This is a genomic window from Rhizobium sp. AG855 (assembly GCF_003610655.1).
Lineage (GTDB): Bacteria > Pseudomonadota > Alphaproteobacteria > Rhizobiales > Rhizobiaceae > Allorhizobium > Allorhizobium wuzhouense.
On sequence record NZ_RAQG01000003.1, the window covers coordinates 2,826,012 to 2,852,817 of the forward strand.

The 26,806-nt window shown below is 61.9% G+C and carries 20 protein-coding genes and 1 tRNA gene; 10 read left to right on the forward strand and 11 right to left on the reverse strand.

The window, feature by feature from the left end:
- Positions 1-60: 60 nt before the first annotated feature.
- From adhP to guaB, 4 genes are all read right to left on the reverse strand, one after another.
- Positions 61-1,089: an alcohol dehydrogenase AdhP gene (adhP, locus tag DFO46_RS14100; protein ID WP_120277726.1), complete on the reverse strand. Its 1,029-nt coding sequence runs from the start codon at positions 1,087-1,089 to the stop codon at positions 61-63.
- Between the two features lie 206 nt (positions 1,090-1,295).
- A complete protein-coding gene (locus tag DFO46_RS14105; protein WP_110789814.1) occupies positions 1,296-1,709 on the reverse strand; it encodes an MAPEG family protein in 414 nt (137 codons plus the stop codon).
- 37 nt (positions 1,710-1,746) lie between these two features.
- A complete protein-coding gene (locus DFO46_RS14110) occupies positions 1,747-2,316 on the reverse strand; it encodes a hypothetical protein (RefSeq protein WP_120277727.1) in 570 nt (189 codons plus the stop codon).
- Positions 2,313-3,803: an IMP dehydrogenase gene (gene guaB / locus DFO46_RS14115; RefSeq protein WP_110789816.1), complete on the reverse strand. Its 1,491-nt coding sequence runs from the start codon at positions 3,801-3,803 to the stop codon at positions 2,313-2,315. Before guaB ends, DFO46_RS14110 begins: the two co-directional genes overlap by 4 nt.
- Before the next feature lie 286 nt (positions 3,804-4,089).
- On the opposite strand from guaB, the gene DFO46_RS14120 reads away from it, so the two are divergent.
- A complete protein-coding gene (locus tag DFO46_RS14120) occupies positions 4,090-4,431 on the forward strand; it encodes an ATPase inhibitor subunit zeta (protein WP_120277728.1) in 342 nt (113 codons plus the stop codon).
- A 74-nt stretch (positions 4,432-4,505) separates the two neighbouring features.
- Here the strand turns inward: DFO46_RS14120 and DFO46_RS14125 are convergent, their stop codons facing one another.
- The gene (locus tag DFO46_RS14125; protein WP_245408810.1) at positions 4,506-5,495 is read right to left on the reverse strand and encodes an MBL fold metallo-hydrolase; all 990 of its coding nucleotides are present in this window, start codon (positions 5,493-5,495) and stop codon (positions 4,506-4,508) included.
- 246 nt (positions 5,496-5,741) lie between these two features.
- Here DFO46_RS14125 and DFO46_RS14130 point away from each other — a divergent pair, with 246 nt between their 5' ends.
- Positions 5,742-7,148: a DHA2 family efflux MFS transporter permease subunit gene (locus DFO46_RS14130; RefSeq protein ID WP_120277729.1), complete on the forward strand. Its 1,407-nt coding sequence runs from the start codon at positions 5,742-5,744 to the stop codon at positions 7,146-7,148.
- On the opposite strand, the gene DFO46_RS14135 is transcribed toward DFO46_RS14130, so the two are convergent.
- The 3 genes from DFO46_RS14135 to DFO46_RS14145 are packed head-to-tail and all read right to left on the reverse strand — an operon-like array spanning position 7,149 to position 10,074.
- On the reverse strand, positions 7,149-7,532 hold the full coding sequence (locus DFO46_RS14135) for a VOC family protein (RefSeq protein ID WP_120277730.1): 384 nt from the start codon (positions 7,530-7,532) through the stop codon (positions 7,149-7,151).
- Positions 7,533-7,546: 14 nt separating this feature from the next.
- Entirely contained in the window at positions 7,547-8,329 is a 783-nt protein-coding gene (locus tag DFO46_RS14140; protein ID WP_110789820.1) for an RlmE family RNA methyltransferase, read from the reverse strand.
- A 2-nt stretch (positions 8,330-8,331) separates the two neighbouring features.
- Positions 8,332-10,074 carry a Ppx/GppA phosphatase family protein gene (locus DFO46_RS14145; protein ID WP_120277731.1) on the reverse strand — a complete coding sequence of 581 codons (1,743 nt, stop codon included), beginning with the start codon at positions 10,072-10,074 and terminating at the stop codon, positions 8,332-8,334.
- Between the two features lie 286 nt (positions 10,075-10,360).
- Here DFO46_RS14145 and DFO46_RS14150 point away from each other — a divergent pair.
- Positions 10,361-10,434: transfer RNA gene (locus DFO46_RS14150), tRNA-Gln, on the forward strand.
- Between the two features lie 399 nt (positions 10,435-10,833).
- On the forward strand, positions 10,834-13,689 hold the full coding sequence (locus tag DFO46_RS14155; RefSeq protein WP_120277732.1) for a winged helix-turn-helix domain-containing protein: 2,856 nt from the start codon (positions 10,834-10,836) through the stop codon (positions 13,687-13,689).
- Positions 13,690-13,799: 110 nt separating this feature from the next.
- Here DFO46_RS14155 and DFO46_RS14160 read toward each other — a convergent pair whose 3' ends face one another.
- Positions 13,800-18,878 carry an AAA family ATPase gene (locus DFO46_RS14160; protein WP_147412771.1) on the reverse strand — a complete coding sequence of 1,693 codons (5,079 nt, stop codon included), beginning with the start codon at positions 18,876-18,878 and terminating at the stop codon, positions 13,800-13,802.
- 401 nt (positions 18,879-19,279) lie between these two features.
- Between DFO46_RS14160 and DFO46_RS14165 the strand changes: the two genes are divergently transcribed.
- The 6 genes from DFO46_RS14165 (at position 19,280) to DFO46_RS14190 (ending at position 25,510) form a co-directional block, all read left to right on the forward strand.
- Entirely contained in the window at positions 19,280-19,936 is a 657-nt protein-coding gene (locus DFO46_RS14165; protein WP_110789824.1) for a hydrolase, read from the forward strand.
- A gap of 152 nt (positions 19,937-20,088) precedes the next feature.
- Complete coding sequence (locus DFO46_RS14170) at positions 20,089-20,346, forward strand: XapX domain-containing protein (RefSeq protein ID WP_120278261.1); 258 nt, start codon at positions 20,089-20,091, stop codon at positions 20,344-20,346.
- Positions 20,347-20,394: 48 nt separating this feature from the next.
- Positions 20,395-22,272 (forward strand): amidohydrolase, encoded by a 1,878-nt coding sequence (locus tag DFO46_RS14175; RefSeq protein ID WP_120277734.1) that lies wholly within the window; start codon positions 20,395-20,397, stop codon positions 22,270-22,272.
- An 11-nt stretch (positions 22,273-22,283) separates the two neighbouring features.
- Positions 22,284-22,736, forward strand: coding sequence for a DoxX family protein (locus DFO46_RS14180; RefSeq protein ID WP_120277735.1), 453 nt, complete (start codon positions 22,284-22,286; stop codon positions 22,734-22,736).
- Positions 22,737-22,799: 63 nt separating this feature from the next.
- Entirely contained in the window at positions 22,800-23,777 is a 978-nt protein-coding gene (locus DFO46_RS14185; protein ID WP_110789827.1) for an alpha/beta hydrolase, read from the forward strand.
- A 116-nt stretch (positions 23,778-23,893) separates the two neighbouring features.
- Positions 23,894-25,510, forward strand: a complete 1,617-nt coding sequence (locus DFO46_RS14190) for an MFS transporter (protein ID WP_120277736.1) — start codon at positions 23,894-23,896, stop codon at positions 25,508-25,510.
- 28 nt (positions 25,511-25,538) lie between these two features.
- Here the strand turns inward: DFO46_RS14190 and DFO46_RS14195 are convergent, their stop codons facing one another.
- Both DFO46_RS14195 and DFO46_RS14200 read right to left on the reverse strand, forming a co-directional pair.
- Complete coding sequence (locus tag DFO46_RS14195) at positions 25,539-25,949, reverse strand: response regulator (RefSeq protein ID WP_245422575.1); 411 nt, start codon at positions 25,947-25,949, stop codon at positions 25,539-25,541.
- A 49-nt stretch (positions 25,950-25,998) separates the two neighbouring features.
- A complete protein-coding gene (locus tag DFO46_RS14200) occupies positions 25,999-26,634 on the reverse strand; it encodes a response regulator (protein WP_110789829.1) in 636 nt (211 codons plus the stop codon).
- Between the last annotated feature and the right edge of the window lie 172 nt (positions 26,635-26,806).

The window sequence follows — 26,806 nt, forward strand, 5'->3', positions numbered from 1 at the left end:
GCCCAAACGCATGACGGCGCGGACAGGCCGCGCCGTTGATTGTGTTTTCAAGACTTGTGATCAGGCGGCAAGGTTGAGGACGATACGACCGTCGATCTTGCCTTCTTCCATGCGGTGGAAGATGGCGTTGATGTTTTCCAGCGTGTCCCAGCTGAAATGCGAGGCGACCTTGCCTTCGCCGGCAAATTGCAGGCTTTCCTCGAGATCCTGACGCGTGCCGACGATCGAACCGCGCACCGTGATACGCTTCAGCACGGTTTCGAAGACCGGAAGCGAGATGAAGCCGGGCGGCAGACCAACGAGCGACATCGTGCCCTTGGAGCGCAGGAAGCCATAGGCCTGCTCCATGGCCTTCGGCGAGACGGCCGTGACGAGCGCACCATGCGCTCCACCGGTTGCCTTCTGCACCTGCTCTATGGCGTCAGCTGACCTGCCGTTGACCACCACGTCGGCGCCGAGGTCCTTGGCGAGCTTCAGCTTGTCGTCGAAGATGTCGGCCGCGACCACATGCATGCCCATGGCCTTGGCATATTGCACGGCCATGTGGCCGAGGCCGCCGATGCCGGAGATGACCACCCATTCGCCGGGCTTCACTTCCGTTTCCTTCAAGCCCTTGTAGACGGTGACGCCGGCACACAGGATCGGGGCAGCCGGACCGAATTCAAGGTTGTCGGGCAGACGTCCAACAAAATCGGGGTCGGCGAGGCCGTACTGGGCGAAGGTGCCGTTGACCGAATAACCGGTGTTCTGCTGACTGCCGCAGAGCGTTTCCCAGCCGGTGCGGCAGGGCGAGCAGCAGCCGCATGCGGTGTGCAGCCATGGCACGCCGACGCGGTCGCCTTCCTTGATGCGGGTGACCCCGGCGCCGAGCTTTGCCACATATCCAACGCCCTCATGGCCGGGGATGAAGGGCGGCTTGGGCTTGACCGGCCAGTCCCCATTGGCGGCGTGCAGGTCGGTGTGGCAGACGCCTGTCGCTTCGTATTTGACCAGAATCTGGCCAGGACCCGGATCCGGGATCGTCCATTCCTCGATTACCAGCGGCTTGCCGAATTCGCGCACCACGGCGGCCTTCATCATCGATGCCATGTCAATCTCCCGTCGCTTTCTCGTGACCATTCCCCCAGCGTTCAACTGCGGGTATGGGCGAAGGTTATGCGCGGGAAGGCTGCGCCCAGTTGATCGGTGTCAAACGGACGCAGATTTCATCGGATTGTCATTTTTCAACTGTCACGGGAGCAGCGTGCATCCCAGACGGGTTGGCAAACACGGATGACAGCCGAACTCGGATGCGCTCAGCTGGTCGCCATCCAGAGCACCAGCCAGGACCAGAGGAGAAAAAGGATGGCAAAGCCCAGCATGAAGAACAGGCGGCGGAGCGGCAGATTTCCCGTGATGTGCATGGCGGCCTGTGCGTAACGCGCGGCGACGAACATCCAGGCGAGCACGACGGCGACGATGTTATCGGCTTCCGCGATGAAGAGCAGGACGGACACGGCATAGAAGAGGACCGGCAGCTCGAACTGGTTGGCGATTGCCCGATTGACCACCCTGCTCTCTTCCGGCTCCGCAAGATTCTCCCGGAATGCGATGCGTTCGACCTTACCTTCGCGCACCACGGCGGCACGACGGACAACCAACAGGGCATAGAGACAGAAGACGAGAAAAGCATGGGCCACGAGGGGCCAGAACATTTCAAAACCGGTCATGGGCAATCCATTCCTCAAAAGGCAATGCTGCTGAAAATCATTGTGCGCCTGTCGGCCTGGGGCCGATGCCGAGACGCAGGACGAGTATGCCCGAAATGACGAGCGCGGCAAATTTCAGACGCGTGAGCCAGACGATTGCGGTCGCCAAGAGGCTCGCCGTGGCATCTTCCGGCAGCGATGGTGGAAAGAGCAGGATGCTCGCGATGTTTTCGGCATAGTCGGCGGCGACGTACACGACGGGCATGGTGAGCAACGCGGGCAAAAGGCGCTCCGCCGGACGACCATAAAGCCTTGCACCCGGTGCGACCCTGCGCAGGAGGAGAGCAAGAACGAGGCCGAGAACGGCGGGGAGCAGCAGGTCGGGGCCGAGATGCATGTTGCGCAGCATGTCTGCGGCTTCCGGCCGGGCCTCGAGAAGTAACTTGAGATCGATCAGCGACTGCGCCGTGCTGTCGATGTCCAGATCAGGCATTGCCCTGCCGCCCGTCAGCTCGGCGAAGGCGCCGACAAAACCGAGGTTCATCCAGACAAGCAGCAAGGCTGACACGGCGCCGCTTGCCCAGAGCAGCGGCGCCTGTCGCGGGCCGGGCAAGCGCCCGAGGATCATGCGGCGCCCGGATAGTTGGGGCTTTCGCGGGTGATTGTCACGCCGTGTGGATGGCTTTCGCGCAGGCCCGCGCCGGAGATGCGGACGAAGGTGGCCTTTTCCTGGAATTCCGGAATGTCCTTGCCGCCGACATAACCCATGGCGGCCTTCAGGCCACCGGCGAGCTGATGCAGGACGGCGGACACCGGTCCCTTGTAGGGTACCTGGCCCTCGATGCCTTCGGGCACGAGCTTCAGCGTGTCGCGCACTTCCGCCTGGAAGTAGCGGTCTGCCGAGCCCCGCGCCATGGCGCCAACGGAACCCATGCCGCGATAGGCTTTGAAGGAGCGGCCCTGATACAGATAAACCTCGCCTGGGCTTTCGTCCGTGCCGGCGAGCAGCGAGCCAACCATGACGGCGGAGGCGCCGGCCGCAATTGCCTTGGCGACGTCACCGGAGAACTTGATGCCGCCATCGGCGATGACGGGAATGCCGTGCTTGTTGCCTTCCTCGACGGCTGCCATGACCGCTGCGAGCTGCGGCACACCGACGCCCGCGACGACACGCGTGGTGCAGATCGAACCCGGACCGATGCCGACCTTGATGCAGTCAGCGCCTGCATCGATCAGGGCGCGCGTGCCCTCACCGGTTGCCACGTTGCCGGCGATGATGCGAATGGCATTCGACATCTTCTTCACATGGGCAACGGCATCGAGAACCTTCTGGCTATGGCCGTGAGCCGTATCGACGACGATCACGTCGCAGCCTGCATCGATCAGGCGCTCGGCGCGCTCGACACCGTCGTCACCCGTAGAAATCGCGGCGGCGACGCGCAGACGCCCCTGGGCGTCCTTGGCGGCATTCGGGTTGAGCTGCGACTTCTCGATATCCTTGACCGTGATCAGGCCGACGCAGCGCCCTTCGTTGTCGATCACCAACAGCTTTTCGATGCGGTGCGCGTGCAGAAGGCGCTTGGCTTCCTGCTGATCGACCCCGTCCTTGACCGTGATCAGGTTCTCGCGGGTCATCAACTCATAGATCTTCTGGTTCGGATCGGAGGCGAAGCGCACGTCGCGGTTCGTCAGAATGCCGACGAGGCGGCCGGGGCGGCTGGCGCCTTCGACGACCGGGATGCCGGAAATGCCGTGGGCACCCATCAGGGCCTTGGCTTCCGCAAGCGTTGCGTCCGGGCCGATGGTGACCGGATTGACGACCATGCCGCTTTCGAACTTCTTCACCTGGCGAACCTCTTCGGCCTGCTCGACCGGGGTGAGATTGCGATGAATGACGCCGATGCCGCCGGACTGGGCCATGGCGATCGCGAGCCGGCTTTCGGTCACGGTGTCCATGGCGGAGGAGAGAATCGGCAGGGAAAGTTCGATATCCTTTGCGATCCGGGTCGCGATATTCGTCTGACCCGGCATGACGACCGAGTGTCCCGGCTGCAGGAGGACGTCGTCAAAGGTAAGCGCTTCTGCGCCGGTTGCCGACATTACGATGCGTGCCATTGCCAATTCCTTCGTTTGAATAGGCAGAATCCGCCCGGAAAACGGGAATCCCCGTTCGGTCGCTTCTGCATGAAATGCTTGGAAGTTGGCGAGGGCTGGTAACACGTTCATGACAGGAAGGGAATAGCAAAACCGGCACGCCCTGGTTCGTGATGGAACCTTTCACCCAAGGAACTGGTCGAAGCAATGAAAATTCAATCTTACTAATAAACGGATCATCAAAGCCGGCATGGTATGACACGCCCGCCCCTCGGAGGAGCGCGGGGCACATTCCGGAGGTACACCGATGTCGATCGGTCACAACATGAGCAGGGCGCGTGAGCATGCCGACGCGCATGAAGACGTCCTTTTCGGCAGAATATGCGCGCGACGCAACGCGCTTTTGGCGCAGTGGGCCACCACCGTGCTCGATCTTCAGGATATGCAGGCCTATGCCGAAGAACTGGCCCGGGCCGCAGCGTCCGGCGACGAGGAATTGCTGAACCGTATCCGCGAGGATTTCCGTGCAGCGGGCATCGAGGTCATGGACGCGGTGCTGCAGGACCGCATGGTGGCCTTGCTGCGCAGCGCCACTGCCGAGTTGCGCCGCGGCGAGCCTGGCCACGGGGCTCGCGAGAGACGGGACTGATCCGCCTTGCCTGCCATCGGCAAGAAGCCCGCGCGAGGCAGCTCACGCGGGCTTCGAGGTCACGTGGGTCGATATCAGATATCGAACTGATAGGCCTTGGGGACGAAGCGATAGCCCTCTTCGATCTTCTCCGCATATCCCACCGCCGGGAACGGCATGTGATAGCCCAGGAAGGCAAGCTTGTCGGTCGCGATCATGTCGAAGACCTTCTTGCGCGTGGCGGCCGCGGCAGCCTTGTCCATGTCGAAGCGGACTTCCCAGTCCGGGCGCTGCAGCGACAGCACGAAATGGTTTGCCGTGTCGGCGGTCAAGACGAGTTGTCGGCCGTCTGATTCCAGCCGGTAGATCATGTGGCCCGGGGAATGGCCGAAGGCCGCCATGCCGGTAATGCCGGAGACAACTTCACCACCATCCCCGATAAAGGTCATCTTCTCGGCCAGCGGCTTAACATTGGCGAGCACGCCCTTCTGGCCATTCTCGGCCGGTGTGCCGGCGCGGGCCGGATCGACCCAGAAATCATATTCGGCCTGACCGGTGACATAGCGCGCGTTCGGAAATGCCGGCTTGCCGCCTTCCATCAGGCCACCAATGTGGTCGCCATGCATGTGGGTGAGAACGACGATGGTCACATCCTCCCGGGTGTAGCCGGCTGCAGTCAGACCTTCGGCCAGGCGGCCAAGGCCATTTGCCCGGCCGGCTTCCCCCATGCCGGTATCAAACAGGATGACGTCGGACCCCGTGTTGACCAGCACCGGAGCGAAGCTGTTGACGAAGGCATCGGCCGGCAGGAAATTTGCCTCAAGCAGGGCACCCACCACTTCGGGCGACTGGTTGGTGCCAAACGTCTCCTGTGGCTTGCCGGAGGGACGCGCGCCATCCTTGACGACGAGCACTTCGAACTTGCCCACATTGAAGCGGTGCGTTTCTGGCGGCATGGCGTGATCGATGCTCATGGATGTATCGGCGTTCGTCTGTTGCGCTACGGCAGCGCGGGTCATGATCATCGGGGATGCGAGCGCGAAACCCGCTCCGCCCAGAACCATTCGTCTCTTCATCGAAATCATGGAAATCTCCTCAACGACATGTCCTTTCCCCCGAATGAGGGCTTGTACGCGAAATAGGCAGGGGGCGCCGTACGGGAAGTTTCCTCACACCATCGTGATGCAACGGCGCACCGTCGTGGTCGCCCCGTCCTCCCTATCTCTTCTGCTTCTCGAACGCGGCGGCCGGCAAAATGGTTTCGCCGACGCGTTGAATGGGTTATGAGGCCACACCTGCCGTTAGCCTTCGACGGTCCCCCCGGAATGCCGATGAACCGCATCACGCCCCTGATCCTCGCCTTTGCCCTGTTCATGGAGCAGATGGACTCAACGGTCATTGCCACCGCACTTCCGACCATCGCCGCCGACCTCGGCGTCGGGCCGATCACGCTGAAACTGGCGCTGACGGCCTATATGGTGGCGCTCGCCATCTTCATCCCCGTCAGCGGCTGGATGGCCGACCGGTTCGGCGCCAAGCGGATCTTCCGCGCGGCGATCATGGTGTTCATGATCGGCTCCCTGCTTTGCGCCATTGCCGATTCCCTGTTCTTCTTCGTCGCATCGCGTTTCCTGCAGGGCATGGGCGGGGCGATGATGACACCGGTCGGGCGTCTCGTGCTCCTGCGTACGACGAAGAAAAGCGAGCTGGTGTCTGCGATGGCCTTGCTCACCATTCCCGGCCTGCTTGGACCGATCACCGGGCCGCCGGTGGGTGGTTTCATCACCACCTTCTTCAGCTGGCACTGGATTTTTCTGATCAACATCCCGATCGGACTTCTGGGCCTTGTCATGTCCAGTCGTTATCTGCCGGAAATCGAACCGATCGAGACGGCAGCGATCGACTGGCGCGGTTTCGCGCTGAGTTCCGGGGCGGCGTCCGGCCTCGTCTTCGGCCTTTCCGTGATGAGCCTGCCGGCGCTGCCGATTTACGTCGGCGCGATTGCCACAATGGCGGGCATCGTCTGCCTCGGGCTCTATGTACAGCATGCACGGCGCCACCCTTCCCCGCTGCTCAACCTGTCGCTCTTTGCCAACAAGAGTTTTCGCGCGGCGATCATCGGTGGCACCGTGTTCCGAATTGCCGCGGGGGCCACGCCCTTCCTCCTGCCGCTGATGCTGCAGCTCGGCTTCGGCATGAGCGCCTTCCAGTCGGGCATGACCACCTTTATCGCCGCCGTGGGCGCGATCTCGACCAAGTTCATCGCAAGGCGTGCCTTTGCGGCGGCCGGATTTCGCAACCTCTTGATCGCGGCCGGGATCGGTGGTGCGATCACGACGGCGGCCAACAGCCTCTTCACGCCGGCAACGCCGATCGCGCTCATCATGACCGTGCTCTTGATCGGCGGCTTCTGCCGCTCGTTCTTCTTCACCGGCGTGAACACGCTCGGCTATGCCGAGATCGAAGACATCCAGGCGTCGCAAGCAACCTCGCTCACATCGGTCCTGCAACAAGTGAGCCTAGCGCTCGGCGTGGCAACCGCTGCCGCAATCCTCGAAGCCAGCACACGGATGACCGGCGAGACACTGTCGCTGGGCGATTTCCACCTGGCCTTTGCCATCGTTGCCGGACTGTCGATCTTTGCGGTCCTTCCCTTCTTCAGCCTGTCGCGCGATGTGGGGTCGGCCGTATCAGGTTATCGCCGGGGCGGGGAAGACGAGACGATCAGCGTGAAATAATCACTCGGGCCTTTCGCAGAGCGCAGACAGCTTGTTGCCGTCGGGATCGCGCACATAGCAGGCATAGAAGTTCGGATGGAAGGTACGGATGCCCGGTGCACCGTCATCGGTGCCGCCATGGGCGAGCGCTGCGGCATGGAAGGCATCGACCTCAGCACGCGAGGCGGCTTCGAAGGCCGGCATGGAGCCGTTACCGACCGTTGCCGGGCGCCGGTCGAAGGGATGCGTGATCCAGAACCGGCAGCGACTGTCGCCGGGCGCCGCATAGCCGGCCTCGCTTTCATCGATGGACCGCCGCTCGATGCCGAGCGTCGCCAGCACGGCATCGTAGAAGCCGATGGCACGGGGCAGATCGTTGATGCCGATGGTGATGTAGGTGAACATGACCGTGCCCGACCTCAATCCAGATCCAGATCCTCGGTCGCCGGGACATCCTCGCGCGGGTCACGGACGAAGCCCTCCTCGTCGAGTTCGACAACGGCCCCGCCCCGGCGGCCCTTGAAGCCCTTGGCAAGCAGGAACATCTCGACCGATTCCTGGCGCGACGAGGCGGGCTTGATATGCATGACCTGACGGAAGTTCTGCTTCAGCATGTTGAGCAGCTCCTTCTCCGTGCCGCCCTGGAAGGTCTTGGCGAGGAAATGCCCGCCTTCGGAGAGAACCTCCACGGCAAAATGAGCGGCAACCTCGCACAGATGCATGGTGCGGATATGGTCTGTCTTCTGGTGGCCGGTGGTGGGCGCCGCCATGTCCGAAATCACCAGGTTCGGCGTGCCGCCGACGGCCTCGACCAGTTGGCGCGGCGCGTCGGGATCGAGGAAGTCGAGCTGCAGGATTTTCACGCCCGGGATCTGTGCCATTTCCAGAAAATCGATCGCTGCGACGCGGATGTCGTCATCGGTCGAATCGGTGACCTTGGCGGCGATCTGCGACCAGCTGCCGGGGGCGGCCCCCAGATCGATGATGCGGGTGGCCCCTTTCAGGATCTGATGCTTCTCGTCGATCTCCAGCAGCTTGAAGGCCGCACGGGCGCGGTAACCTTCAAGCTTGGCGCGCTGGACATAGGGGTCGTTGATATGGCGCTCGAGCCAGCGTCTGGAGGACGCTTTCAGCTTGCCCTTCTTGACCTTCTGGCCGAGCTTGCGGCCGGTTCTGTTGCCGGCAATGGGTGGCTTTGCCATGGTCAGCGCTCCCTCGAAGTCTGTGGCGTCGGCTGTGACGCCGAATGCGGCCGACGGCTGCGGCCACGTCGCCAGACGCCGTCATCGGCCATCATGTCGGTCAATAGTCCTTCGCGCAGGCCCCGGTCGGCGACCCGCATGCGGCTCGACGGCCAACGCCGGCGGATCGCTTCCAGAATGGCGCAGCCGGCCAGCACCAGATCGGCGCGATCCGGCCCGATACAGGGATTGGCGGCGCGACCGGCATAATCCCAGGACAGGAGTTTCGCCTGCATCGCCGAGACTTCGGCATCGGTCAGCCAGAGGCCATCGACCTTGCGGCGATCATAACGCGGCAGATCGAGATGCACGCCGGCGAGCGTGGTGACGGTGCCCGACGTGCCGATCAGGTGGAAATCTTCCGGCATGCCATCCGGCCCCAGAGCCAGATCCGGGCAATCGAAGCGATCGAGCATGCCGCCCACTTCCGCTGTCATCGCCTCGAATATCTCGGGCGTCACATCGCGCCCCCCATGCCGCTCGGAAAGCGTGACCACACCGACGGGCAGCGAGGTCCAGTGGGTGATGTGATTGGCCAACCGGCTGGAGCGGTTGTCGGCGATGCGGATGACGGCGATTTCCGAGGAGCCGCCGCCGATATCGAACAGCACCACCGAACGCGCCTCACGGCCGACCAGCGAGGAGCAGCCGGACACGGCAAGGCGCGCCTCGGTCTCGCGGTTGATGATCTCAAGCTTCAGGCCGGTTTCTGCCGTGACCCTTTCGAGGAAAAGCTCACCGTTTTCCGCCGCGCGGCAGGCTTCGGTTGCGATCAGGCGCATGCGGCGGATATCCCGGCCGGCGAGCTTGGAGGCGCAGATGCGAAGGGCTTCGACGGCACGATCCATGGCATCCTGAGAGAGGCGTCCGGTGGCGCCGAGGCCTTCCCCGAGCCGGACGATGCGGGAAAAGGCATCGACGACGCGGAACTGGCCGGGCCGTGTCGGCTGGGCAATCAGGAGGCGGCAGTTGTTGGTGCCGAGATCGAGTGCCGCATAGAGATCGTCGGAGGCGAATTCCCAGGTGCTGCGCGGCCGGTCGACCTGCGGCGGTTGCGACGGGCGGTGGGCATGCGGCTTTAACGGAGCCGGTTTCGCTGGCGCTGGCGATTCAGCCGACCGCGCCCTCTGGGCTGCGGAGGGTGGTTCAGATCCCGCCAGCGGACGCACATGGCCGGGCTTTGCGGCCGATCCGCGCCGGTTGCGATTGCGGCGGCCCTTGCGGCCCTCCGGCTGATCGCCACGCGTCGAGGATGGCTCGCCGGCTGGCGGCGCTGCGCCATGGTGCGTGCGATCGCCCTCACGTTGGAAGGGACGCGACTGCGCCGGTCGCGCGGATGCGCCGGACGACGCTTCGCCGGCTGCGCTGCGCTCAGACTGACCCGTGGCACGCGGGGCCGTTTCGCCCGACGCGGTGTCGGCTGGCCTCTTGTCGCCATGACCATGGGGAGATGGGGCGGACGCTCCGGCACCCTTGCCGCGCCTGCGCCGCTTTCGCTTGCGGATGGGTCCATCCGCAATCATCGTTTCGGAACGTCGCTCAGGGACCGGCGCTGCCGCCGATCCTGCCGAAGCAGAAACATCGAGACCGCTCGTGACCGGCCCCGCCTTCTTGCCCTTGCCGCGCCTGCGGTGGGAACCGCTCTTGCGCCTGCCTGTCGACGCCCCCTCGCTTTTCGGCTGTCCGCCGCGACTGGGGTCTGTCACTGAAGTTATCCACTGAACCGCGCAAGGCGCCAAGACCGACGCATGCCGCTGGTATCATCATTCGTTTCGTTGGGCAGAGCATACCAGCGCAAACCCGTTGCGCCAAACGGTTTTTCTGCCGCGCCCGCAGAGGCCCTTCGGCAGCGCCGCCCAGCGCCAAAAGCCGGGATCCAGGGCCATTCCGACCCAGCGCGAACATTCGATGATTTTTTTCCGATTTGGGTCTTTGCAATGTCAAAGCTTTTGTCTATAAGCCCGCTCACCGATCGCGCAAGCGATACCCTGGTGGGGAATAGTTCAACGGTAGAACGACGGACTCTGACTCCGTTAATCTTGGTTCGAATCCAGGTTCCCCAGCCAATTCTCCCAAAAAAGCCGTGATTTCTACGTTTTTCCGTCGTGCGGCATCTGTGCTGAATCGCGGCCTGCAAAAAATTCGCTGGGGACCCGACAGCGTCCCGCATGACGGCGCGATATGGCTGCGTCACATGCGTCCAGGTGCGAATTGTGCATTTTTATGGCCGGAGGTTCCGCCTATCGGTGCTGCTCTGTCTTTGCCGTTCTGGGCTATTTGACACGCCGCATTTGGACAGACTATCTGTTCTGAGCACATTACCGCTCGACCCATGATTTGTCGTGCGCCTCAGCGCAACCTGAGCTGTTTTGCCTGAGGGGTGCCTCCTATCAGTGGCGGCGGTTGGGAATTGCCCGGTTCGATATTTCAATGAAAATTGTCAGAGGAAACTATGGGACCAGTCAATGGCAGAGCTTGATCCTTTGCAAGCGCATGAGAAGGGCGTGTTTCTCTTCGGCGATTTCGCCTTCGATACGCGGACGCGAAACTTGAGCCGCCGCGGCAAACAGTTGCCGCTGGGCGGACGAGCCGCTGATATATTGCAAGTCTTGCTCGAGATGGCCGGCCAGACCGTGCCCCGCGCGTTGATTGTCGACAGGGTCTGGGGTGCCCCCAATATCACCGACAGCGCATTGCGATTTCAAATCAATGTTCTGAGGAAACATTTGTCCCCTGAAGCCGAGGCCCGACCCTTTATCAGGAACGTTTCACGCGTCGGCTATGTGTTTACGGAGAAAGTCGAGTTCCTTCCGGAGAAGGGGGCAATTGCAGCTCGCAACTCCATCAAGGATGATGCGCTGGAACAGGCAAATCGGACCAGACCGAAAACACTCATCGGCCGCCAGCACGATCTTGAAGCCACCGTCAAAGCGGCCCGTCGCCATCGGTTTGTGACAATCCTCGCGCCTGGTGGCTTTGGGAAGACCACACTCGCACTCGCGGTTCTGGAAACCCTGCGCACGGAAGCGACGGTCTTCTGGATCGATGCATCGAATGTCCGCCAGAATGCTGACATTTGGGCTTGTCTTGCCGCGCAACTACCGGTCTCTGGCACGCTCCAGGCGCCCGTGGACCTGGTCCGCGAGGTCTTAAGATCCTCCAGAGGTTTCGTATTCTTTGACTGCGTCGACCGATGTACCGACGTGTTGTCGGCCTTCGACCAAGATGAACTTTGGGACCTTGAAAATCTCACTGTCATCACGACTTCGCGACAGCCGGTCAACGTGCGCGATGAACATATCGTTCGGCTCGATGCACTGACCGTGCCCCCTTCGGGTCTGGCGCTCACGGCGGACGACATTGTTGCGTATAGTGCGATTGCGCTTTTCTTCGATCGCGGGGCCGCGCATCTGCAGGGTCTTTTGCTCAGTGAAAAACTGTTGGCCAGCGTCGCCGAGATCTGCAGGCGGCTCGATGGCATACCGTTGGCGATCGAGATTGCCTGTGCGCATCTTTCCATTTTCGGCGTTCACGATCTCGACCTGCTTTTGCGGGAAAACTTCGAGATGATCGATCTCATGCCGACCGATTGGCCGGAGCGTCACCGCACGTTGAGCAAGATGATCGGCTGGAGCTTCGACTTGCTGACCAGAAGCCAAAAGCGTGTCTTGCTCGAGATGTCTGTCTTTCTGGGTGCCGCCAGCGTCGAGGCGTGCCTGCGGGTGATCTCCCGCGAAGATCTGCCGGAACGCGACGTCATCCACGCGATCGCCGTGCTCGTTGGCAAAAATCTGATCGTCAAGGAAGATCGAGACGGAAGAGCGTCTTTCCGGCTCCTCGATACGACACGCGCCTTCTGCGTTGATCAGATGATCAAAACCGGTGAATGGCATCAGGTTCAGGCCAAACTGGGCGAATTCTTCATCCTGGAAATTCAAGGGCAAGGCTTGCTCGAGGGCGACAAGGAAAAGGCGATAAACTGGTTTGGGTCGGCGTGCCCAAATCTGACCAATCTTTCGGCCTGCCTCGACTGGCAATTCGAGATGGCGGAAAGCCCCGCACTGGCCGTGCGCCTCGCTGCGGAAGCCGCGCCGCTTTACATGCAGCTCTCGCTGCTCAGGGACTGCGAGACGATCGCCGCGCGGGCGCTGACCTATCAGGGACGTGTCGAGCAGAGCGAGGCTTTGTGGGCTGCTCTGAACGCTTATTATGGCGCCGCATTGTTGGCAACGAACGGCCCGGTGGACGCATCGAAAGCCGCCATGGACGTTGCGATCCAGAAAACACCGGATGCTCGGCTGGCCCCCACCACAATCCTCGCCTATTCCGGCCTCTACTGGCTCCATATCTATCGGTCAGAGCCTGATTTGGCGGATGCTTGCGCGGAGAAGTTGAGGCCATCGAGCAAAAGCGATCTGCAGGACGATGATGATCTGATCGCCGACAACTACAACGCCATGGCATTGCAGATGCGGGGCGATCAGTTCCGAGCCGAAAGGGAGCTGGAGGATGTCGTCAAGCGCCAGGCACTCATTTCGCTCGGCCGTCTCATGCGGATCGGTACGGATCCCGGACTTCTGTCGCGCATTTTTCTTATCAAGGCACAATGGTTGCGCGGAAAGGTGAGCACGGCACTGGACCACTACGAGGCGATCCGCGGCCCCCTGGAGGAGCCGGAACATGGATTGTATCACTGTTGGGCGTTGAACGAGGTCATCATTCCCCTCTATTGCTCGCTGCGTGACTATGACAATGCGCGCCACGCCTGCGAGACGTTGCGAAAGGCCGTGCACCAACAGTCGATGACAATCAGGGAGGTCTCCAGCGAAGCGGCGCTGCAAGCTGTCAATGCGTTGAGCGGTAACCCGAATTACCCGGCGCTCACGGCCCTGCGTGACAAGATGGACCGGAACAAGTTCCGGATGCTCATCCCCTGGATCGATGGCATTCGTGCACAAATGCTTGGTGAACTCGGCCGCCACAACGACGCGTTACAAGTCATCGATCAGGCAATATCTTTCTGCAGGGCGAACAACAGCCGATGGTGGATGCCGGAACTGCAGTCCATCCGTTGCACTCTGCTCTGGCATGACCAAAGCCCGGAAGGACAGGCGAGCGCGGCAATCGCCTTTCAAGAGAGCCATGATTGCGCGGAAGAGCTGGGAGCCTCTGCTCTGGCCATTCGCAATGTACTTCGAGTTCTGGAGCGGAAGGCATCCGACAGGCTTCACAGCGTGGCCACCGAAGCCGGACGCGGAATACTGGCCTCTTACCCAGACGACGGCGATCCACTGGCAGAGATGGTCAGAAACCAGATCTGATCCTGACCAGCAAGAATAGCGTCAGGTTTGACGAACACCGTCGACAACAGCGGGAGACCTCTCCGCCGCAAGCCCCAGGAACGCAGGACAGGTCCGCGTCTGATGCCAGTCTACGCGTCCGCACGCGCGCTCAACGGAATGACAAAGCTGAAACTGGTTCCGATGGGCTCGGCAACGGCGGTCAGGACGCCCTGATGGGCCTCGATGATTGACTTGCAGATCGCAAGGCCCATGCCCATGCCCGTGGTTTTCGTGGTGAACATCGGCTCAAAGATCTGTGATGCGATCTCTGGCGCGATCCCTTTGCCGAAGTCCCGTACAGTGACCAATATCTCGGATGAGGTGCATTTCGAGACAATATCGATCGTCCGTCTTCGTTCGGGAATGTCGTTCATCGCCTCCATGCCGTTGTGGAGGAGATTCAAGACGACCTGCTTCAACTGAGTGGCGTCGCCCCAAACCACCGCACCTCCTGCTGCAAGGTCAAGGCGAACCTCGGTGCCGTGGTTTGAAATCTCGGAGCGCGCAATGCGCAGCACTTCCTGAATGACGTCGTCGATATCAACGGGCTGTTCGACCTTTGGGGCCTGCTTCGAAAGGGCGCGCAGTGCACGAATGATGTCGTGGGCGCGCGTCACGCTGGTCTCGATTTCGGTCAGGACGCTCAGCGTTTCCGGGATGTCCGGTTCGGCGCGGCTGAGCCAGCGAAGGCCGGCGCCTGCGTTCGACGCTATGGCAGACAAGGGCTGGCCGAGTTCATGCGTGACCGAGGCGGCGATCCCGCCCAGCAGGGTCAGACGCGCATTCTTTTCAAGCTCAGCTCTCGCACCCGCGAGCGCCTGTTCGCTGCGAGAGCGGAGCTCGTTTTCCTGCAGCAGCCGCGTGTAGAGCCGGGCGTTCTCGAGCGAAATTGCGGCCTGAGAGGCCAGGAGCTTGAGGAGTGCCACGGTGTCAGCGGCAAATACGCCCTCCAGATAGTCGTTCTGGAGGCAGAGAAGGCCGGTGAGTTCCCCCCGCCGCAAAAGGGGCACGCAGAGGATCGAGCGCCCCGTTCCGGGGACCTTGTCGGCAGCCCAGGCTGCGAAATCGGACCCGGAAATGACGAAGGGGGTTCGCGTCTGAAGGGCTCGATCGATCACCGAATAGGGTGGGCTTATGCCATAGCGGTCCGGATCTATCGTGCTGACGCGCACGCTGTCGCCTTCGGTCCAGGCGGACGCCTCTGCCTCCAGTTTGCCATCGGCAATCTTCAGCAGTAGCCCGCGATTGGCGCCAGCGTGAACGAGCATCCGGGTCATCAGCGTTTCGATCACCCGGTCGAGAACAATTTCCTCCGACAGAGCAAGCGAAGTCCCGAGCACTGTGTCGAGGTCACCGGCAGCGGAGGTCAGACCTTGCGCAGCAGACGGACGCCGGGTCAAATCCAGGGTCAAGGCTGTCCTGAGGCTTCTTGCCTTGTGTCCGGCACCCCAGCGTTCATAGGCTTCTGATGCGAGCGACAGATAGGCATTGGCACTGATCCGGTTGCCCATCTCAAGGCAGCAGGCCCCAGCGCGCTCCAGCGCCAAGGCATGCTCGTGCTCGAAGCGCGAGGATCGGGCAGCGGCGGCGGCTTTTTCGTAGAGAACAAGAGCCTCGGCGTAACTCCGCTTGCTGCGGGCAATCTCCGCATCGAGGAGCAGCAGCTTGTCGGCGAAATTCAACGGGTTCAGGTCTGCCCAAAGCGCCAGGCGGGCGCGGACTTCAGCGAGACGATGATCATCACGGTTCTCCGCCGACCTGCCTTGTTCCAGGGCGGCGAGCGCGAGGCCGAGATAGAACTTGCAGAAGCCGGTATCGACATGGGCCAGCAGGAAGATGCTGAGGGCGTCGGCGGCACGGAGTTTCTCGACTGCCGCAGCGTAGGCGCCGTTATAGTAGAGCGAGGTCCCGTCATAGAAGGCCACCCAGAATGCGGTTGTCGCTGAAACAACGGGGGCACTCTGCGTGAGGCTTGCTGATGACCGGCTTTCTCCTGGGCCTTCGGCAAGGTCGACGACCAGTCGGAGCTGGGCTGCCAGAATATGCTCGATATCCGTGTAACCAAAGCGCCGGGTGACAGCGATCGACTCTTCCGCCTCGCGCCTGATGTTGGGTATCTCGTCTCCCATGGCGATGAGATCGGAAACCAGATGGTTACGCGCATAACACATCCAGCCGACATCGCCGGCCGCATGGGCGGCGTCGAGGGCTTCGCGGACGCGTTCCAGGGCGTAAGGCAGGGACTGGGTCCAGGGTGCCACCTGATCGACCGCCAGAAGGACCGAAGTGCGGTGCTCCTCGAAGCCGTATTTGTCGACGAGCGCCCGCGCGGCGAGGCAAAATTCCAGACCGTCCGCATAGGCATCGTATTTGTCGGAGATGATGGCGCCGAACCACGCAAGGCCATGCGGGGATTCAGGGCTTGCCCCATGATCGAGCGTAAGCTCCACCATTTTGGCGAGATGGAGGAAGCGGAGGCCATCCGTCGTGAAGACCGACGAGATGAGCGGCGCGAGTAGCGACATGGCGGCCCTGATACGCGGGTCGTCCATGACGGGCATGTGTTCCAGATCGGAAATCCGTCTCCCGGCCAACCCTCGCCGGATGGCACGATAGGCCTCTTCCTGCTCCGCTTCTGTCGACCCGCGCGCGAGCTTGACGCCAAGCTCGTCCAACCCTAGCAGCGCCTCATCGATTGAGCCTTCATAGTCAGATTTCAGCGTCAGCAGATTGGCGCGCAGACGGAAGACGGCGCTCCTGTCGAGGGCCGATCGCGCATACTGCAAGAGATCGTTGAGCCGGCTCTCGGCAGCTTCGAGCGAGGCGGCTCCCAGCAGCGCCTCGCACAGGAGGATATGGGCACGGAAGCACAGTGCGTAGTCTTCCGCCCAAAGGTCGTCCTTGATCAGGCTAACCGCAGTCTCCCCATAGCGGACCGCCTGGCCGAAGGCGGCAGAGCGCCTGGCATGGACAAGTGCGACCAGAAGGGCATCGACAAACAGCTTCTGCTTTTCAATCTGCAGATGTTCGTCTCTGCATTGCTCGATCTGATTGGCCACAGCAAAGGCCGAGGCATTGGTTGAGCCGTCCGACAGCGACATCATCACATCGACCAGATGCAGATGGCGAGCGCGCCGTTCTTCCGCGTCCATCAGCGAATAGGCTGCCTCCTGGATGCGGTCATGGGCAAAACTCAGTTTTGCAGGCGAGAGGACCACAAAACCGGAGCGCGCCAGAGGTGCTGCAAGCTGGGCAAGACTTTCAGGTGATAGGCTGAGGGCACTGGCAAGAACTGCCTGTTCTGCTTCGGGGCCGATGCAGGCCATCGTCTGCAACAGCCGAAGTGCTTGCGCCCCCTCCTTCTCGAGACGGGCGGTGACGAAGGAGATGATGTTCTCGCTCGCGGGATAACGCGATACGTCCTCAACTCGGCACAGCCACGCCCTTTGGTCCGGGGAGAAATAGACGACGCCGTCCTGAACGAGAGCCTGCAGCAGTCTTCGCAGATAGAAGGGGTTTCCCCCTGTCTTCTCGTGCAAGGTTTCGGCCAGATCCGCGAGACCGTCCGGTGCATCCGAAAAGATCGTATCGAGCATCTGACGGGTCGATTGCAGAGAGAGTGGGCTCAGATAAAGCTCGGCCAGTTCGGTCATGGAAATGCGGGCATCCGCGAGGAGCCGTTCCGACAGGGCTTGCGCCTCTCCGGACTGGTCACGCCGGGCGACGATCAAAAGGAGCCCCGTAACCGGCTCGCTCACAAGAACCGACAGGAAGGAGCGTGTGGCTTCGTCGGCCCATTGTATGTCATCGAGAAACAGGACGAGGGGTTTGATGGTCGCTGCCGCGACCGACAGCACCGCGCGCAATGCCCTCTGCAAGCGAAGCTGGACCAGTTGGCCGGTTATTTCCGTTCGTGTCGACTGCGGCCCGGTAAGGATTTCCATTGAAGGCAGGAGGTCAACCAGCAGTGCCGCGTTGCCCTGCAACTCGCGGGCTAGAGCCTTACGAACCGATGCCAGCGTCAGGTGATCGGCACGCATTGCCTCATCGATGAAGGCGCTGATCGCCTGCACGATCGGGGCATAGGGCAGTTCCGACTGATGCTGGTCACTCTTGCCCTGCAGGAATAGTGCCTGTTCGGCCGCCCCCTTGCCAAGGCTTTGGATGAGGCTGGACTTGCCGACGCCGGGCTGACCGTGCACCGAGATCATCGATGGCTTGCCGTGATCCATAAAGCGGTCCAGCACGTTGGCGAGGATCTGTTCTTCCTCGCCACGACCGAAGAGCGCTGAGGTTCCGAGCTGCGCAAAGGGTGTATCGACGCGACCGATTTCGAAATCGCCGATGGTGCGATTTTCCCGCCACTCCTGTTCGCAGCGCGCAAGATCGACCTCCAGCGCAAGGGCCGTCTGGTATCGAGCGGTCGGTTCCTTGGCGAGCAGCCGCTTGAGAATCTGCCCAATCACCGGCGGCAGATCTGCGAACATGCTGCTGGCATCCATGGGTGCCAGTGCCAGATGAGCATGACGCCATTCGACCGGCGAGTTGGCTGCCAGCGGGAAGATGCCTGTCAGATGCCTGAAGAGGGTCATGCCGAGCGCGTAAAGGTCGCTTCGACCGTCATATTGCGGGGCGACAGGTCTCAATTGCTCGGGTGCGCGATAGATGATCTCATCAATCACGCCGAGCGTCTGCGCGGAGGCCGTCGCCGGCATTGTCCTTAACCGGAGGCCGCCATGGCCATCGACCGCAAAGTCGATTGGATGCAGAGATCCCAGCGGCGCGCCTGCGGCATGGGCCGCCGAGAGCGTCCTGGCCATGGAAAGCGCAAGAGGTAGAAAATCGGCAAGCGGAGCAGGCGAAGGCGACTGCAGCTTGAGAACAAGACTTGCGGTGTCGAACACCAGGACGCGATGCTCCGCCTCCTCCAATATCGCCACCGGCGTGTCGAGCCAGCCATCGGCATTCGGATAGCGACGCATGCGTGCATCGGCCTGGGAGGATCGCACCCCGTCTCTGTCGCGCGGCAGAATGAGTGCATCCCAGGCGGCGGAACCCTGGGAGAGGCGATACAGATTCACCGAAGCGGCCTGCCAAACAGCGACACGCGTGCTGCCCCGCAGCCAGGCTTCGTCCAGCGTTTCCATTGTCGCGGCGGTTGAGGGCACCGTTGTCTCCGAATGGACAAAACATCACTTTTGTCAAAGTAGCAGTTTCACCCCGGACCATGTCCATGGCCCAACCGCTAATAAGTGCCCGGAACTCGATCAAAAACCGGTAGTTTTTGTTAGATGGCACGTTCGACGCCTGATCCAACGGATAGAGCACAGGCTATGTCGTCTCGAAGTCAATGGTGATTGCGCTGTCAGAAATGCGACCGTGATTCTCATCGGCTAACAGACGGTTAGGGCTGCGGCCCTTCCAATGGGCAGCACCAGTCCTCACGGTTCCGCTCACTCAGCACGATCAGCGAAACGTCCAAAACGGCTGCGTAACCGACAAGAGACCGGCAGCACTCCAAGGCATTCTCTCCTCGTCACTGCTTCTCCCAAGCACCGAGGAAACGAAAATGACCATTCAAGCCAAAGCCGCCCCTGGCGCCCGCCTTCTGAACGCCGCCGATCACACGCTGATCATGATCGACTTTCAGTCCCAGATGGCCTTTGCCACGAAGAGCATCGATGCGGTCAACCTGCGCACCAATGCAGCGCTTGTCGCCAATGCTGCCAAGACCTTCAACGTCTCGACCATCCTGACCACCGTTGCCGAGAAGAGCTTTTCCGGCCCGATGTTCGACGAGATCACCAGCACATTCCCCGGTCAGGCGATGCTCGACCGTACGTCGATGAACACCTGGGAAGATGCGGCCGTGATTGCCGACGTCAACCGCATCGCCAAGAAGCGCATCGTGCTCTGCGGCCTCTGGACAAGCGTGTGCATCGTCGGCCCTGCCCTGTCAGCGCTCGACCAGGGCTTCGAGGTCTATGTGATCGCCGATGCCTGCGGCGATGTCAGCACGGAAGCGCATGACCGCGCCATGGACCGCATGGTGCAGGCCGGTGCCCAGCCGATGACCTCGCTTCAGTATCTGCTCGAACTGCAGCGCGACTGGGCGCGTGGTGAGACCTACGAGGCGACCACCGGTATCGCGAAGAAGCTCGGCGGCGCTTACGGCCTCGGCGTGACCTACGCCAAGACGATGTTCAACGCGGCCGAAGGCCACTGACCCTGTCCCCGCCGGTCGTTCCGGGTGCCGCCTCCCCACCGGAACGACCACCTGAGCCTGGCGCGGTCTCCCCTCCCGCGCCAGGCGTAGGTGGACGACACGTTCATGAGCTCCACCGCATGCATTCGATCTCACGCCGAAAGGAAACGGTGATGAAACTCTATCTCATCTCACTCGCAGCAGGGCTGCTCGTCGGCGTGATCTACGGCGTCCTCAACGTGCGCTCCCCTGCCCCGCCGGTCATCGCGCTGGTCGGCCTGCTTGGCATCCTCATCGGCGAACAGATCGTGCCGCTCGCCAGAGGCGCTCTCGTCCGGCAGCCGATCACGACATCGCTCCCGAAGCACAGTGAAACGCGGACGACGACTGACCTCAGCGAGACCCGCAGGCCGCAGGACCGCGCGGGCTGAGCTCCTCGCCCGCGTATCGATGCCTCCCAATTCAGAAGGAACACTGTGATGAATGCCGACCTCATCCTCTACCACGGACACGTGACCACGCTTGACCGCTCCAATCCGTCGGCGACGGCGATTGCGATCAAGGACGGCAAGTTTCTCGCTGTCGGCAGCGACGCCGAGATCATGAAACATGCGGGTCCACAGACCAAGACCGTCGACTTGCGCGGCAAACGCGTCCTGCCCGGACTGAACGACAATCACACCCATGTCGTCCGCGGCGGGTTGAACTTCAACATGGAACTACGCTGGGACGGCATCCGCTCACTGGCCGATGCCATGGACATGCTGCGACGCCAGGTGGCGGTGACGCCTGCGCCCCAATGGGTGCGGGTGATCGGCGGTTTCACCGAGCATCAGTTCGTCGAGAAGCGCCTGCCGACCATCGACGAAATCAATGCGATTGCGCCAGACACGCCCGTCTTCCTGCTACACCTCTATGATCGCGCGCTGCTGAATGCCGCTGCCGTTCGCGCTGTCGGCTTCACCAAGGACACCCAGGATCCGCCAGGCGGCGAGATCACGCGCGACGCGGCCGGCAATCCGACCGGGCTGCTGCTCGCCAAACCCAATGCCGGCATTCTCTATGCGACGCTCGCCAAGGGACCGAAGCTTCCCTTCGACTATCAGGTGAATTCGACGCGTCATTTCATGCGTGAGCTCAACCGGCTGGGCGTCACGGCCGTCATCGATGCAGGCGGTGGTTTCCAGAACTATCCGGATGACTATGCCGTCATCCAGAAGCTGGCGGACGAGGACCTGCTGACGGTTCGGCTCGCCTACAACCTCTTCACCCAGAAGCCGAAGGAGGAAAAGGAAGACTTTCTCCGCTGGACCTCCTCGGTCACCTACAAGCAGGGCACCGACTACTTCCGCCACAACGGTGCCGGCGAGATGCTGGTTTTCTCCGCCGCCGATTTCGAGGACTTCCGCCAACCGCGCCCGGACATGCCGCCGGAGATGGAAGGCGATCTCGAAGAGGTGGTCCGGGTCCTTGCCCAGAACCGCTGGCCCTGGCGTATGCATGCGACCTATGACGAGACCATCTCGCGGGCCCTCGATGTCTTCGAAAAGGTGAACCGCGATACGCCGCTCGATGGAATCAACTGGTTCTTCGACCATGCGGAAACCATTTCCGATCGTTCGATCGACCGCGTGGCAGCGCTTGGCGGCGGCATCGCAGTGCAGCACCGCATGGCCTATCAGGGCGAATATTTTGTCGAGCGTTACGGCCATGGTGCCGCCGAAGCAACGCCGCCGATTGCCAAGATGCTCGATCGCGGCGTGCATGTTTCGGCGGGCACCGACGCGACCCGTGTTGCCTCCTATAATCCCTGGGTCTCGCTCTCCTGGATGATCACAGGCAAGACCGTGGGCGGCATGAGCCTTTATCCGCGGCAGCACTGCCTGGACCGGGAAACGGCGCTCAGGATGTGGACCGAAAAGGTCCAGTGGTTCAGCAATGAAGAGGGGCGCAAGGGTCGCATCGAGGTCGGTCAGTTCGCCGACCTGATCGTGCCAAGCAAGGACTACTTCTCCTGCCCGGAGGACGAGATCTCCTTCCTGACCTCCGACCTCACCATCGTCGGCGGCAAGGTCGTCTACGGCACCGGTGACTTCAGCGGCATTGATGCGCCGCCCCTTCCGCCTGCCATGCCTGAGTGGTCACCGGTCAGAACCTTCGGCGGCTATGCCGGCTGGGGTGAACCGCAAGGGGCTGGCAAAAACTCGCTGCGCCGCCATGCGATCTCATCCTGTAGCTGCGCCAATGACTGCGGCGTGCATGGTCACGACCATGCGGGCGCCTGGACCTCCAGCCTGCCCATCAGCGATCTCAAGGGCTTTTTCGGTGCGCTCGGCTGCTCCTGCTGGGCCGTTTAGGGAACAAGACGATGACAACAATCACACGTTTTGAACAGACCACTCCGCCGACGCGCTGCAATGCGCTGAACGGGTCGACGGCAAAGGTCCTGATGCTGGGCGCGCTTTGCTCGGCCTATATCCAGGGGGCGCTGACGAAGCTCTTCGACTTCGACGGCGCCATTCAGGAGATGACCCATTTCGGCCTCCTGCCTGCGCCCCTCTTCGCAGCCGGCGTGATTGGCTTCGAGCTCGTGACTTCCGCCATGGTCATCACGGGCTTTCATCGCCGCGCCGGGGCCCTGGCGCTCGCGGCCTTCACGCTCGCGGCGACCTTCATTGCGCTGCAGTTCTGGACGATGCCGGCGGGACCTGCACGCAGCGGCGCCACCAATGCCCTCTTCGAGCATCTCGGCCTGGTTGCCGCCTTCCTTCTCGTCGCCGGGATGGATGCGAGCGGTGAAACGTCCAAAAAACCGGCCTAGGCGACAAGAGCGCACGGCAGCCAGTCCCTAGTCTCCGATCATCCAATCAGCAGGAACCAAGCGATGGATCAGAAACACGAATTCCTCTTGTCCCGGCGGCAGGCACTGCTCGCGGGCGCCACCCTTTCGCTGGCAACGACACTCCCGGTCTTTGCCTCGGAAACCCTCAACGCACTTCAACAGGAAGGAACGATACCAATGACCGAGACCTATGTGACCACCAAGGACGGCGTCGACATCTTCTACAAGGACTGGGGTCCGAAGGATGCGCAGCCGATCGTCTTCCATCACGGCTGGCCGCTGTCGTCCGATGACTGGGACGCGCAGATGCTGTTTTTCCTCCTCAACGGCTACCGCGTGATCGCCCATGACCGCCGTGGCCATGGCCGCTCGCAGCAGGTGAGCGAAGGTCACGATCTCGACCACTATGCTGCCGATGCTTCGGCTGTTTTCGAGAAGCTCGACCTGCGCAATGCCGTCCATATCGGCCACTCCACCGGTGGCGGCGAAGTGGCGCGTTATGTCGCGAACTTCGGTGAGCCGCAGGGCCGTGTGGCCAAGGCCGTCCTGGTCGCCGCCATCCCGCCGATCATGGTGAAGACGGAAGCCTATCCGGGCGGTCTGCCGATCGAAGTGTTCGACGGTTTCCGTTCGGCTCTCGCCGCCAACCGTGCGCAGTTCTTCCGCGATGTGCCGGCTGGCCCCTTCTACGGTTTCAACCGTGATGGTGCCACCGTACATGAAGGCGTGATCCAGAATTGGTGGCGCCAGGGCATGATGGGCGGTGCCAAGGCTCATTACGACGGCATCAAGGCCTTCTCGGAAACCGACCAGACCGAGGACCTGAAGAACATCTCCGTGCCGACGCTCGTCATGCATGGCGACGACGACCAGATCGTTCCGATCGCCGCTTCTGCCGAGATCTCCGTCAAGCTTCTGAAGAACGGCACGCTCAAGGTCTACAAGGGCTTCTCTCACGGCATGCTGACCGTCAATGCCGACGTCATCAATCCGGATCTGCTGGCCTTCGTGAAGAGCTGAGCCGGGCTTGCCCCTCCCAGGCCGCCGCCTGACCCGCGGCGGCCTTCGTGTGTCTACACCCTGCCCGTTTTGCAGCAGGGCGCTCCGTCGCACCGAACCTTCGAGAGGTGATCGTCATGACCCAATTGCAGCCTGACAAAGCGGAGGCAGGCAGTGCGCTTGCTCCGTTTCACCACACAGCCTTTGCCGTCCTCTGGACCGCAACCGTCATCGGCAATACCGGCACCTATATGCGAGACGTCGCGAGTGCCTGGCTCGTCGCTGATCTTTCTGCCTCTCCGGGTGCCGTCGGCCTCATCCAGGCGGCGGGGACCCTGCCGATCTTCCTGCTGGCGCTGCCGGCGGGTGTGCTCGCCGACATTCTCGACCGGCGCAAGCTGCTGATGGCGATGCAGGTGGTGCTGCTGGCGGTCAGCCTAACCCTGACGCTGCTTGCCTGGCGCGGGCTGATCACCGTCGAGCTCCTGATCGGCCTCACCCTTGTTGGCGGAACGGCCGCAGCCATTGCGGGTCCCGCGTGGCAATCCACGGTGCCGGATCTCGTTCCGAGACTCCAGTTGCGCAATGCGATCGCGCTCAACTCCGTCGGGATCAATGTATCACGGTCGATCGGCCCTGCGGTCGGCGGCATCCTGCTCGGCGCCTTCGGTGCGGCCATTGCCTACGCAGCGGATCTGGCCACCTATCTCTTCGTAATCGGCGCGCTTCTCTGGTGGCAAAGCCCACGGGCCGAGGGCAGCCATATCCCCGAGCACTTTTTCGGCGCCTTTCGCGCGGGGCTGCGATATGCCCGTTCAAGCCGCAAGCTGCATGTCGTGCTGTTGAGGGCTGGCGTCTATTTTATCTTCGCCAGCGCCACCTGGGCGCTTCTCCCCCTCGTCGCCAAGGATCTGCTTGGAGGCGGAGCAAGCTTCTTCGGCCTGCTGCTCGGCGCGGTCGGTGCCGGGGCCATCGGCGGGGCAACCATCCTGCCGAGACTGCGCAGTCGGCTGAGTTCCGATGCCATTCTCCTGGGATCTGCGATCCTCAGCGCCGGCGTCATGGTCGTTCTCACGTTCGCGCCCCCGCAAGGGGCAGCCTTCATCTGCCTGTTCTTGCTGGGCAGCGCGTGGATCGCGGCGCTCACCGTGCTCAATGGTGTTGCCCAGGCCGTGCTACCAAACTGGGTGCGCGGGCGGGCACTTGCGGTCTACCTCACTGTCTTCAACGGAGCGATGACGGCGGGCAGCATCGCCTGGGGCATCACGGCCGAGACCCTGGGGCTAACGACGACACTGCTGATTGCGGCCGCCGGCTTGACCTTAAGCGCAGTCCTGATGCACCTGATCAAGCTGCCGCTGGGCGAGGACGACCTCACAGCCTCCCACCACTGGCCGGAGCCCATCGTGGCGGACAGCGTTGCCCATGATCAGGGTCCCGTCATGGTGCAGGTCGAGTACTCGGTTACCGCAGACGACCGCCCCGCATTTCTCCGGGCACTCAACCTCCATGCCGAAGCGCGGCGCAGAGACGGCGCCTATCTCTGGGGCGTCAGTGAAGATGCGGCAAATCCCGAGCAGATTATCGAATGGTTCTTCGTCGAATCCTGGGCCGAGCATCTGCGCCAGCATGAACGCGCATCACAGGCGGACGCCGAGATCCACGGCCAGATCATCAACTATCACCAAGGGGAGAAGCGACCGGTTGTGCGGCACCTTATCGCCATTTCGGCGAGAAATCGGGATGTAAAATAGGCCGAAGGCGAGGCGCTTCGGCGCCTCGTCATGTCTCGGGCTGGACGCTGATTGCACGCTCGATGCAGGCGATCAGGGCTTCTGCCTGGTAAGGCTTCTGCAGCACGCAGACAGGGGCCTCGATATGCTGGCGCACCGGGGCTTCGGCGAAGGCCGTGATGAAGATGACAGGGACAGGATCCTGGCGGGCCCTGAGCGCGGCAAAAAGCTCGATGCCGCTCATGCCGGGCATCTGGACATCGGAAATCAGACAGGCCGAGCGACCATTGCTGGGCGAATGGAGGAAATCTTCAGCGGAGGTGAAGGTCGCAACGTCGAACCCGCAGGATCGCAAGAGGCTGCTGGTGCCGCGAAGGACTTCGACCTCATCGTCGATCACTGAAATCAGCCTGGGAGCATGCACCTTGATCTGCCAATCTCCGGTCGGAACCGGGTTCACTGCATGCCTTAATAGCCGTATTTCATAACTTTATCGACTATACCTGAGTTTATCGGCCCACCGGTGTACCCTGGTGTCGCGCGATGGCTTCCGACATCTTCACCAGGTCGGCAAAGGTTTTCGCCATCATCTTGCGCATGATCTTGCCGCGATGGATCTTGACGGTGATCTCGCTCAGATCGAGTTCACCGGCTATCTGCTTGTTCATCAGGCCGCTCGTTGCCATTTCCATGATCTGGCGCTCGCGCGCGGTGAGCGAGGAAAACCGCTCCTTCAATTCGGCCTCGAGCTTGGTCTCGCCCTTGGCCGCAGCCCGCGTCAAGCAGGCGGCTGCGACAGCATCGAGCATGTCCTGGTCTCGGAAGGGTTTCGGCAGAAAGTCTGCGGCTCCGGCCTTCATGGCCCTCACCGACATCGGTATATCGCCATGGCCCGTCACGAAAACTATCGGTATCTCGACGCCCATTTCAGAGAGCTTCTGCTGGAAATCAAGGCCACTTGTGAAGGGCAGACGGACATCGAGGATCAGGCAATCGGCCTCTTCCAGGCATTGCACGTCGCGGCACAGATCAAGTGGCGTGGCATAACACTTCACCCGATAGCCAACCGAGCGCAGCAGGCTATCGACAGAACTGCGGACGAGTTGCTCGTCATCGACGACCAGAACGAGAGGGCTCACGGACATCCTTTGCCTTCCAGGGCTTGTGAGTGTTCAGCTTGTTTAAGACCCGCACCGATGCTCCGGCAACTATACGTGGGTATGCGAGGCTAGCACTGCAGTCTGACGCTGATCAATTCCCGTACAATTTCTTTGAACCGCCATTCGCATGAAGATCTCTCCATACATCAGAACCAAC